This window comes from Methanomethylovorans sp., from assembly GCF_041305605.1.
In the GTDB taxonomy this organism is placed as follows: domain Archaea; phylum Halobacteriota; class Methanosarcinia; order Methanosarcinales; family Methanosarcinaceae; genus Methanomethylovorans.
This window is the reverse complement of the sequence record NZ_JBFYLB010000080.1, coordinates 1-11,285: the sequence shown is the minus strand read 5'-3', so window position 1 is coordinate 11,285 and position 11,285 is coordinate 1. Positions and strand designations below refer to the sequence as shown.

At 40.8% G+C, this 11,285-nt stretch carries 9 protein-coding genes; 3 read left to right on the top strand and 6 right to left on the bottom strand.

Features of this window, described 5'->3' with window-relative positions:
• From ACCM36_RS05210 to ACCM36_RS05200, 3 genes are all read right to left on the bottom strand, one after another.
• On the bottom strand, window positions 1-2,027 hold a 2,027-nt coding region (locus tag ACCM36_RS05210; RefSeq protein WP_370572692.1), incomplete at its 3' end, for a hypothetical protein.
• Window positions 2,028-2,038: 11 nt separating this feature from the next.
• Window positions 2,039-3,490 (bottom strand): hypothetical protein, encoded by a 1,452-nt coding sequence (locus ACCM36_RS05205; RefSeq protein WP_370572691.1) that lies wholly within the window; start codon window positions 3,488-3,490, stop codon window positions 2,039-2,041.
• Window positions 3,487-5,091, bottom strand: a complete 1,605-nt coding sequence (locus tag ACCM36_RS05200; protein ID WP_370572690.1) for a hypothetical protein — start codon at window positions 5,089-5,091, stop codon at window positions 3,487-3,489. The genes ACCM36_RS05205 and ACCM36_RS05200 overlap by 4 nt, the downstream gene beginning before the upstream one ends.
• Window positions 5,092-5,242: 151 nt before the next feature.
• On the opposite strand from ACCM36_RS05200, the gene ACCM36_RS05195 reads away from it, so the two are divergent.
• Window positions 5,243-6,490, top strand: coding sequence for a flippase (locus ACCM36_RS05195; protein WP_370572689.1), 1,248 nt, complete (start codon window positions 5,243-5,245; stop codon window positions 6,488-6,490).
• An 11-nt stretch (window positions 6,491-6,501) separates the two neighbouring features.
• On the top strand, window positions 6,502-7,062 hold the full coding sequence (locus tag ACCM36_RS05190; RefSeq protein WP_370572688.1) for a DapH/DapD/GlmU-related protein: 561 nt from the start codon (window positions 6,502-6,504) through the stop codon (window positions 7,060-7,062).
• 7 nt (window positions 7,063-7,069) lie between these two features.
• On the opposite strand, the gene ACCM36_RS05185 is transcribed toward ACCM36_RS05190, so the two are convergent.
• The 3 genes from ACCM36_RS05185 to gmd all read right to left on the bottom strand — a co-directional run bounded on the left by ACCM36_RS05185 (window position 7,070) and on the right by gmd (window position 10,829).
• Window positions 7,070-8,629: an ArnT family glycosyltransferase gene (locus ACCM36_RS05185; protein WP_370572687.1), complete on the bottom strand. Its 1,560-nt coding sequence runs from the start codon at window positions 8,627-8,629 to the stop codon at window positions 7,070-7,072.
• Window positions 8,626-9,729, bottom strand: a complete 1,104-nt coding sequence (locus tag ACCM36_RS05180) for a UDP-N-acetylglucosamine 2-epimerase (protein ID WP_370572686.1) — start codon at window positions 9,727-9,729, stop codon at window positions 8,626-8,628. The genes ACCM36_RS05185 and ACCM36_RS05180 overlap by 4 nt, the downstream gene beginning before the upstream one ends.
• A 122-nt stretch (window positions 9,730-9,851) precedes the next feature.
• Complete coding sequence (gmd, locus tag ACCM36_RS05175) at window positions 9,852-10,829, bottom strand: GDP-mannose 4,6-dehydratase (RefSeq protein ID WP_370572685.1); 978 nt, start codon at window positions 10,827-10,829, stop codon at window positions 9,852-9,854.
• Between the two features lie 175 nt (window positions 10,830-11,004).
• On the opposite strand from gmd, the gene ACCM36_RS05170 reads away from it, so the two are divergent.
• On the top strand, window positions 11,005-11,285 hold a 281-nt coding region (locus ACCM36_RS05170), incomplete at its 3' end, for an exodeoxyribonuclease VII large subunit (protein WP_370572684.1).

Sequence of the window (11,285 nt, the reverse complement as noted above, 5' to 3'; positions counted from 1 at the left end):
GAAAGTGTTGCCGTTGCTCCATTTGCAGTCTTTTTACCCAAAATTGCTTTTTCATCATCTATGTACAAGACACTATATGGTTCTCCAAGCAGAGCAATAGATCTGTCTGTAACATCTCCCTGTTCATTCAGGGTGGTGACCTGAAGTGAAGTATAACTAAAGTTATTTCCATCAATTCTCGGACCTGTCGTATCCAGTCTTATATACTCGTATGTATGGTATTTGTCAAAATCAAAATAGAACAATCCCGGTGACATAAAAGTGTCCACACGGTCAAGGGTCCAGGGAGTTAAAGAAGATTCTTCTTCGTATTCGGATACCACTTCTTTGTAAATGTAAAATCCTTTTTGTTCCCTTGATGCTGGTACCACTATATAGTCTATATCGTTTTCCTGTATCCATTCCCTGCTTCGCTGTAAGTTAAACAGCTCACAGGAAATCGGGTTGAAGAAAGAGGCTTCAGTGAACGCCATATATCCATTTGTACTTAATATTATATCTCCCTTAGGCGCATGAATACTGTACGGGGTATCTGAATAAGGCAGGTTTACAGAGAAGCATGTGGCAGTAGCGTTTACATTCACAGTTCTGTTGAAATCAGGTCCGGTTATTGATATTGTTTGCAGACCTGCGTTATGGTAGGTTTTGAAGCAGATATCCATTCCATGTCTCGAGGAAGCCATAATTTCACCTGGGGATATTAGAAAAACACTATCCTTGGCGACAAGTTTACCACTTGATACATTCAATGTGCTGATATACAGGTCAGTTCCTGCTGTCATATCTATCCTGTAATTCCCAGGTTCAATATCAGATATAAGGAGTGATGAAGTCTGCTCAGTACCGGCTACTCGACTGCTGGTAGTATCTCCATCATCAGCCAGTTTCATAGACGCAACTGCATCCCCTCCCATTGAATATATATTAACTTTCAGTTCATCTGCTCCTACGTAATTGTTCATATCTTTTTTCCCGACTGAAAGTGTGATCCCCTGAGCTGGAATGTATGTGTAGAATGTGTGCCCGCCTCTTAGCAGATACTGCATGCTGAATTCCGGAGTATCATCCTGAACATAAGATGTTGTGTTAATTGTTACTCCGGGACCAACTGCAATAGTTGATGCAGGGGGATTCTGAAGGAATTTATTAGCACTTTCGATATCTTCATACCCGTCCGTTTTGAATATCTTATATTGCTTGTTCTGTGCAAGTAGATTATAGTACTCCAACTCCTCATAGAACATATCATAAAAAGTACCCGTTTTTATGAAAAAACCCTTTCCAAAGATCGGTACCACTGTATCATTGTTCAGGTCAAGGCTTTTTTCTTCCCTTATTTCTCCTACGATGTCAATGTCCCCATCATCATCTGCATCTTTAAGCTTAATTATGAATACACCATCAGGTGAATATCCATCCTTTACAATAGTCATATCCCATAGTTTTGCGTTACTTATCCTGAATGAATTATTCTCTTCATCATCAAAAAAACCAGTAAAAGAACCTGTAAAAATAACTATTTCATTTCCTGCATATTCGGTCGTAAAATTGACCTGGGAACCTATGTCCATAACCTCCTGATCTATGATCTCCCCATCTTTTTTCAATACCAGATCGATCTGGTCTTTCTCTCTGGAGTGATCACTGACAAGTATTGAGTACCCACGGCTCAGTAACTTAGGTCTCCCTTCAGCAATGCTAATCCCGTCTTTTTCCCATACCTTTTGTTTAAGTATGGCCTCATTACCTATGCTCTCTACATAATATTCTGACCCAAGGTAAGGAATGGTTTTACCATTGTTTATTCCCACATAGTAGAAATGCTCCGGGTCTATATTGTACCCATCAGATGTATCAATTCTGATCGTCTCCCCTGCCTCCAGCAGGGATGGAGCGTCGTTACCGGTTATGTTGTATGAAGATCCATCAAAGTGAGCCGGAAAAACTGGTCCTCTTATCTCTCCTGCCAGTGATGCTCCGGTAAGTGAGCACAGGATAAGTGCTATTGCAAATATTTTTGTTATCATCTGTGCCTCCACTATTCAAAGCTAATTTCAATCCAGTCAATAGGGATCTTTTCTTTCCTGCTTGCAAGATGTTCGGCATTCAATACAATATTCAGAGTATTTTCACCAAGGTAAAGTTCATTGAGGTCCCAGGTTGCATTTGCAATGATCCATCCACCAGTGTCACGCTTATTGTCAAGATTTTTAATAACAATATAATCCACTTTCTCACTTTTTATATGATCAAGATCGTTACCTAAAGGAATCACATGACATCGGAAAGGTTCAAAATAGGACTCATGAGTGAATGAAAAAAAGGCAGATGATATCACTTTCAGATTTCCGGCTGGACAAGTTACATCATACATTTTTTGTGATGGCTGGATCAATACCCTGTTTTTGATATTTTTTTCTTTGATAGGAACTGTCGTATTCCCGATTTTCACATCCTGAAGCCCGGATTGATAGTACGTTATCAGGTCCAGATAGCCTCCTTCCGAATGGCGTGTGTACAGTATACAGGGTGAAAGAGAAAAGACAGTATCCTGCACTACAAAGTTTCCAGATGTAACATATATACTTCGGATCGTAAGGTCATCTGCAGATTCGAGTGCAATTTTATATACGCCTTTTTCTATTTCGGGGAGGCTAATATTGATCGTCTGCGTAGCTCCTTTTGCTGAGCTGTTAGTTGTATCTCCATCATCAGGTACAGATGAGTTAGCAACGATGGTACCATCCTGGCCATACACCATCACTTTCAGTTCATCTTCTCCATTATAGAGGTTAAGATCCTGCTTTTTAAGGATGAGCTCAAAAGGTCCATCATCTACGAACGTATAAAATGCGTGATCTCCCCTGAAGGTGCAATCCACAAGAACACTATCTTTTTCGGAGTTTAGTGTATTTGGGAATATATTTATATCAGGATTCCCTTCTGCGGCGATAACTGAATTTTCAGGTGGGTTACGGAAAAATTCACTCACATCTATTTTAGTGGAGTTGACAGGTTCAGTGGAATATACAGTGTAGTCAGTATCATTGCCAACTTCAAAGAACGAAGAATCAACCTTGAAATGTAACGGGTTGTATACAGTTTTCCAGTCATAGCTCCATACAGTGCTGTTCCTGCAACCAACATTAAAGGAGTAGCCCATGGGGAATTCATCCTTGAACCGGATTTCAACCTTGACTTTGGAATGATCGTTGATCGATGGGTTATTTACCTGAAGGTAGATCAGACTGCTATTAAGCTCCCGGTAGGTCACGTTTGTTCCATTTCCAGAGTATGTTATCCGTTCGGATATCCTTTCCATTGGCCCTGTCAGCTTTACATTGCCCTGAGTATCATTTAGTCCGCCGATGTCAATAAAGTAGGAGTTATCATCCTCTTCATTCGAAAAATCAAAGTTAATTATGTTAAGATATAGCACGTACGCTACCAGCAGTAAAGGTAGTATCATCAGTAATTTAGCGTATTTCATTGAACAGACCCGGTATATCTATAAACTTTAGCTTTGTTTTCTCTTATCAATTGGAATTCCTTGCCGGAATATTTGTCCAGTTCTATATCGTTTATATCCATGGAGTTATATATATAAATTATCTCTTTATACTTTGAAATGAATTTTATTGTCTGCTGCGGGTCAGATGTACTGAAGAACTCGGTCCACTCTTCTTGCCTGTAAATATCCCACTGGAAAAGCCCCGGAGCTATCACAGGGTGTTTTCCCCATCCAAGAACCCAGGGTGCATTATAGGAAGTTGTCAGGATGTAACTTCCCGGGTCTATATTGTCGGCCATCCATTCGATATCGCGAAGATTACCATCAGAAATAAGCCTGCTATCCTCTGTCATTTGTCCGTATACGAGTGCACTGCCAGTAAGCACTATCAACAGAAGGATAATATTTCCATATCTCATGATCTCTTTTCTTTGTTCGAGGAGTATCTTTTCGATATAACCTCCGGCCAATATGATCAGCAGGATGTCAAGGGTTGCAAGGTATCTTCTGAAAAAAACGATTCTGAATATAACCAGTGTACCGGTAATTAATGTGAAGTAAAATACAGGGTCCTTTCTTTTATTCAAAATCATATGCATGAAACCCAGGATGCCGAATGTTACGTAGGTCAGCGATAAATATCCGTATCTTGAAAAAGTTAAAAAAGTTCCTCCCTGGGTGTCCATGTCCTCACTAAAGTTGCTTAAAGCAACGTCTAATAGGCCTTTTAGCATGGAGATACCAAGTTCCATTCTGGGTATCCAAAAAGGTAACATCAGCACAGCAGTTATCATGAAGGTAAGGTATATTTTTGAATCTTTTGTTTCAAGTAACCAGAATAGCAAAACTAAAGACAAAAGGAGAAAATGCGGCCGGTGGTATATGCTCAAAGCTGCATAAATAATGGCTACGGCAATGTATCTTTCTTTTTGCAGCAGAAGTATGGCGATCAATATAAGAAAGAGTCCTAGTATGTTCTTCAGGTAAGAATATTCAAAAAGCACATACTGGGTTGCAGATAGCAGATAAATGACCGCAGAGATGAGCGCACCTCTGTGGCCATAAATATTTCTTGATACTGCGAACACAGGCAAAACCATAAGTCCGCATACAAGAGGTGTGAATATTTTTATGATCTCTGTGGATCTAAAGCCTGCAACTACATATAGCAGATCACCAAGTAAGAATATTCCCTGGGGAAACATTTCTTTGAACCATCCCGGCAATGTGCTTTCCGGGATATCAGGAAGGCTTGCGATATATGTATCCATACCATATTTGTACAGGCCGGGATCATATCCAGGTGGCACATTTGTCCAAAAATATGGATAATAACGAATGAAAAAGGACAATATGAATACAGATGCAAGCACTATCCATACGATCCTTGTGTCAATTCTTCTTTTACCTCTTTCCCCATCTGAATTTCTGATAAAAGGTATGCCAAGCAGCGGAAGGATCAGTATGAACATCTCGATCCTCAGTATATAAAAGTCGGTAAGGATAGTGAACAATAGCAGTAGCAGTGATATTATTGTAAGTTTTATGAATACGTTTTCAAGGATCTTTTGGATATCCATTTTGCTTCACTGTATCCTTATGTAAATGCATTTTTGTAGTGAAAAAAGCAGGCAAGTTTTATAAATTATCGCAACATTTGCACACGTATGTGGTAGGCCTCTGAAGATCCTATTTTTCAGATATTAAATAGGGATGTGTTCAAAAATAAAAATGAAACAGAGTTTAAGGCATGGAACTATCTATTTAATAGCAGCTCAGATCTCTTTTGTCCTTTCCGGATATGCAACACATATTGGATTAGGTAGATTTCTAGGCCCGGCGGATTATGGCGTATATGCAGTTGTCATTTCTCTTATGACAATGGTGAATCTTATCCTTTCAACCGGTATACCCCAGGCCGTCTCCAAATATGTGGCCCATGGGGACGGGAATGAATTACATGTTAAGCGAACCGCACAGAAGATGCAATTAACATTCAGTTTAATTCTGTTCATCATTTATTATTCGTTTGCCGGCCAGCTTGCAACGTTGTTGAACGATCCGGGTATGGCCCCATATCTGCGGCTGTCTTCTTTTATTGTCCCGGCATACGCGTTACATGCTCTTTTTGTCGGCTATTTTAATGGGTTAAAGGAGTATGGCAAGCAATCGTTAATGATCATTCTCTATTCAGTTTTTAAAGTTGTGTTCATACTCGGTTTTGCATTAACCTCGTATGCACTTTACGGTGCAATAACTGGTTTTATAATATCCTCAGTAGCCGTTTTGATCCTGGGGTTCTATTTTGTCCATTCCGCTGATAAAAGATTGCCTGCGTCGGACAATGGGCACAGTATGATATCTGCAAAGACAATACTGGATTTTGCAACTCCCATTGTGTTCTATTCAGTAGCTACGAACCTGATAATGAGCTTTGATCTTTTCTTTGTCAAGGCATATCTGACAGATATGGACGCAGGTATATACTCTGCAGTCTCCACTATTTCAAAAGTGCCTTTCTACGTTATTGCCGGTATATATGGAGCTCTGTTCCCTGCAATTTCGAGTATGTCGGTGCACAATGACAGATCACAGATGACCCTGCAGATCATTAAGTCAGTGAAATATTCCATGCTTATTCTTGTTCCTTCTACTTTATTCGTAGTCCTTTTTTCGAGACAAGTTCTTAGTTTTCTCTTTTCGGACCAATACTCTGCAGGTTCCACTGCACTGGGAGTCCTTACTATAGGTATGGGTTTCTTCGGTTTGTTCTCCTTGTTCACTACTGTGATCAATGGAAGCGGGCAACCACGTGTTTCAATGATCATGAGCTTGCTCGTCCTTGTACTTGATGTACTTCTCAACCGATCTTTCATTCCTCTGTACGGAATTGCCGGTGCGGCTATGGCTACATGTATATCTTGCTTGCTGGGACTTGTTGTATCGTTCTTATACGTTTACAGGAAATACAATCATTAAAAGGAAATATCATGTCCGCATTCGCTATGATCAAACTTGGTATCCGCAAAACGTTAGAGGAGATCTATGTGTACACTTACCTTTTTCTGGCGAATCTATTTCCGGATGTGAGTCTATGTTCCATAGTAAGAACTTTATTTGTCAGGCCGATAGCACGCGTTGGAAGTGGTACCCGCATCCGAAAGAATGTTTATATTAATTCATTCGGGAAGCTTTCTATCGGAAGGAATTGTTTTATAAACCGTGGTGTGCAGTTCGATTGCTCTGGTCGGGTATCAGTAGGAGACAACTGTTCGATCGGTTTTAATGTCCTGGTGACTACAAGTACCCATCTGGAAAAGGACCGTGTAGGTGAAGATGGGCTCACCGTCATTGGAGAGGATGTAATTATCGGTAATGGTGTATGGATAGGAGCTAATTCTACTATATTACCCGGCACAGAAGTTGGAGACAATTGCATTATAGCTGCGGGTGCTGTAGTTAAAGGTAAACTTGATCCATCCGGTGTCTATGCAGGAGTGCCTGCAAGACGTATCAGGGATACCCCGGGAATTGCAGAAAAAAGGATATGACCATCAGTTAACTTATTTTCTCTACTTTCCAGATCATATTGTTTTTAGTGACGGCTATCAGTTTGTATCTGTCGTTTTTCTCTAAATGCTGGAAGAGTTCGGTAGCCTCCTGTGTAACGTAAACAGGAACTCCATCTGATAGCATTTTATCTATGAGTGGTACAAGGTCCTTTTCTATATTTGCAGGCGTGTACCAATATGCCATGTCAGGTTGTGCTCTGAGTTCTTCTTCTGTCCTATACACAGCTACCTGACGTTCCAGCATGAAAACCTTGTCAAAAGCCCGTGTGAAAATGACAGCGTTCTCAGGAGTGGTATTGACCGTTTCCCTGTTCAGGCTTCCCCAGCTATTTAATCTCTCTTTTGCTCTTATAAGATTATTGTCACTCTCAAATATCGTAGTTGTGGAAGTGAGTACTATAAGCAGCAAGCACAAAGCAACAATTCTTGAGTGATCCTGTCTCTTGAAAAAGCTTGTTAAAAAAGCAGCAGCAAATATACTCATTATTGCGTAGTTGATCAGGAAATAGCGTGCCATAGAGGAGTCTATGGATACGTTTTCAAATCCCCAGGTCTCACCTCTGAAGCCATACAGGCCAAAGAATAGCAGGAATAAACCGATGAAGAAAAGTGTAAAGAACTGCTGCATTTTGTCCTTTGAAGAATATATATATATGACTCCAAAGCAGGCAAGAACGAAAAGCAGAGGTGGATAACCTACTATGTAATCCATGAAAGAGTTGGCATATATTCCTATGTTGTTAATGAGATATTCAAACTGATATCCAATCCCTCCTCCTCCTGTATTAATATCCACGGTTTGTGCATTAAGGGAAGAGTTGGATGCTGTCCATAAGATGCGCAGTACTAAAAAGATGCCCATAAATATGAGCATCTCTTTCAGTTGTATCTTTTTGGTAGATCCCCACCTTACAGCAAGAAGGCCAATTAATATTGATCCGAATATTACTATTTCTGAAGTTCTGGTAAAAACAGCATAAAGACAGAACAGGCCGGCACAGCCAATATATGCGTTCTTTCCGGTTTGAATACCTTTGTGGAAACAATAAAGTGCAATGATAGAAAAGGTCACTGCAGGAATATTGCTGTAGTACGTATTGGAAAAGAACACATAGGAGGGATTCAGTCCCCAAAACAATGCTGCTATGATCGCGGTTTTTTCGTCAAATATATTCCTTACAAGCAGGTATAAGAACAATACTCCTATGCACCCCGCCAGAGGTACTATGTAATCTAAAAACCCATACAACCTTGCGGTAGCCAGCAACATCTGGAAACCAACGTATGGCCCTATATAGTTATTCCCACCGATGTCGATTGAGTTCCTTGGCTTGAAGTAACTGACATTATATTTCTCGTTCATCTCAGAATGCCATACTAAAGATGAGTCTTCTGCAATGAGCTTTGAAAAAACGAGGGCAAGATTCTCATCCGGACTATCAGCTACTCTGTAGCTGACCTCGCTGTTAACATAGGTATAATAGTTGAACAGCAGGGCCAGAAGTAGAATTATCGCAAGTGTTGATAAGTTCTCTTTAAGTTTCATGAGTTCTTCAGGCGGATCATTTTCTCTTCTAATATATCGACTATTTCTTTGGAAGGACTCTTTAGAGCATTGATGTCCACATCGAACACATAGTTGTTGTAGTTCTGCAGGAAATCGTCTATGATGCTGGTTTCATATTTAGAAAGGCATACATTAGGATAACCGTTCTGTTCCATGAACCCCCTCATCAACAGACATGGTCTGCTAAGGAAGTACGATTCGAGCTGTGGTGCTCCTCCATCGTTGACTATGTATTTGCTGTTCTTTATCAGATTGATGTTTGTGACATAATCCTGGAGCGGTATCATCTGGAAGTTCTCATATCCTTTAAGTTTTTCAAGCATATCCGTTTTCATAAGCTTGTTCTTTAAGGGCTCATGCATGATCATCAGTACTCTTTCATTCTTAGCGATCTTTTCGACCGTAGACATGATGAGTTCCAATCTTTCTTTTGAATAAAGGTTCTCCACCCTGTGCACATTGACAAGTACATATCCGGGCTCGGGTTTGAAAGTGACCTTGTGAGAATTAGCTATGGCGAAACGTATTGCATCGATCACAGTGTTATATCCCAGATTGACTATTTCTCCTTTTACTCCCTGTTTAATGACGTTGTTATACGATTCTTCAGAAGAGGTGAAAAGGTAATCGGCCATCCAGTCTATCATTCTTCTGGACAGTTCTTCCGGGAATGGATTGAAAATGTTATGTGTCCTTTCTCCTGATTCGATGTGTGCGATCTTAGCTCTGTGTAATTTTGTCAGAACAGCACCAAAAGAAGCAGGTATAGGGTCACCATGAATAAGGCAAATGTCATTCTTTTTCGGCAGTCCATCCTGTGAAAAAGAGCTGAGTGTCACCTTTGATAACCAGACGGCCATGTCCAGGACATTGGCAACATCTTTATTGTTCTTGTTAAGTACAATATCGGGTTGTTTCAGGCCAAAAACACCAATTATATCATAAAGTATTTTTGTGTGTTGAGCTGCGTTGATGAAATTGTACTTTATTCCTCTTCTGTCCATTTCCAGCATAATGGGCGCCATTTTTATAAGCTGCCCTTTTGTGCCTACCATTACGTGAAATCTATTCTCGTCCATGTTTTCACTTTTTCCATTTTTCCATTTTCCCAGGCATTTCCCTCAAAATGCCATGCGAATTCAAAGGATGGTGCACTGCCATCCTGATCAAAACGGTATAAAAAATGAAAGATGAACCGGGTTCAGTGTTTCCTGTTCACAGGTTCCAGCCTCTCCAGGTCAGCTTCCACCATCATCTTGACAAGTTCCTTAAAGTGTACTTTTGGTTCCCAGCCAAGTTCCCTCTTTGCTTTGGATGGGTCTCCCAATAATAATTGTACTTCTGCTGGCCTTACGAACTTGGGGTCGATGACCACATATTCTTTCCAGTCCAGGCCGGCTATAGCAAATGCTTCCTGTACGAATTCCTCCACTGAATGGGTCTCACCAGTGGCTATAACATAGTCTCCGGGTTCATCCCGTTGAAGCATACGCCACATAGCATCGACATAATCTCCTGCATATCCCCAGTCCCTTTTTGCATCAAGGTTTCCCAGACGCAGTTCTGATTCCAGACCATGGTATATGCGTGCAACACTATCAGTGATCTTCCTTGTCACAAATTCAATGCCCCTGCGTGGAGATTCGTGATTGAACAATATGCCATTGCTGATATGCATGTCATAGCTTTCCCTGTAGTTGACGCAGGTCCAGTATGCATATACTTTAGCTACTCCGTACGGGCTTCTGGGATAGAACTTTGTGCTCTCAGTCTGCGGGTTTTCCTGGACCTTGCCAAACATTTCGCTGGATGATGCCTGGTAAACTCTCGCATGCGGTACTACATGTCTCACAGCTTCCAGTACTCTCACTACTCCCAACCCTGTCACATCTCCGGTATGTACAGGCTGGTTCCATGAAGTTCCCACAAAGGACTGAGCCGCGAGATTGTATACTTCATCAGGTTGTGCTATGCGCATTGCTTCGCTCAGGGAGGACTGGTCGGTAAGATCTCCCTGCAGTAATTCTATATTATTTATTATGTGGTCTATCCGGGTGGTATTGGGGGTGCTGAGCCTTCTCACAAGTCCGTACACATTATATCCTTTATTGTACAGTAACTCTGCGAGATAGGATCCATCCTGTCCAGTAATTCCGGTTATTAATGCATTCTTTGCCATGATCATAGCTCCGTATAAGAAAAGCTGTAAAGCGTAAGAACTATCTCTCTATCCCTCAAATTCGACATTTCTAGATTAGAATAAACTTATTTAAACCTTGGTATTATTATAAAACACTAACACTTTCACTATCCTTGCATCAACATAAATAGTAGTGAATTCCTCCTCATCTATGATGTCTGAGAATCCAATGGGAATATTTAGCGTTTCAATGCTCAATGAAACCATAAGGTCTCTGCTGGTCAATGATCCCAGACTGCGGGAGGTATGGGTGCGCGGTGAGATCTCTAACCTTAAAAAACATAGCTCAGGCCATTATTATTTTACTCTGAAGGATCGGGGGAGCCAGATAAGCTGCGTTAGTTTCAGGCAGACAAACCGCAGTCTGAAGTTCGATCCGGAGGATTCCATGTCAGTTATACTGTATGGTTCCGTGGATGTATACACTGTCAGGGG

Excerpts from the sequence above, each read along its gene's own strand:
- gmd (WP_370572685.1), bottom strand. The coding sequence starts at position 10,829 with ATGGCAAAGAATGCATTAATAACCGGAATTACTGGACAGGATGGATCC.
- ACCM36_RS05180 (WP_370572686.1), bottom strand. The coding sequence starts at position 9,729 with ATGGACGAGAATAGATTTCACGTAATGGTAGGCACAAAAGGGCAGCTT.
- ACCM36_RS05195 (WP_370572689.1), top strand. The coding sequence starts at position 5,243 with ATGAAACAGAGTTTAAGGCATGGAACTATCTATTTAATAGCAGCTCAG.
- ACCM36_RS05190 (WP_370572688.1), top strand. The coding sequence starts at position 6,502 with ATGTCCGCATTCGCTATGATCAAACTTGGTATCCGCAAAACGTTAGAG.
- ACCM36_RS05205 (WP_370572691.1), bottom strand. The coding sequence starts at position 3,490 with ATGAAATACGCTAAATTACTGATGATACTACCTTTACTGCTGGTAGCG.
- ACCM36_RS05185 (WP_370572687.1), bottom strand. The coding sequence starts at position 8,629 with ATGAAACTTAAAGAGAACTTATCAACACTTGCGATAATTCTACTTCTG.
- ACCM36_RS05200 (WP_370572690.1), bottom strand. The coding sequence starts at position 5,091 with ATGGATATCCAAAAGATCCTTGAAAACGTATTCATAAAACTTACAATA.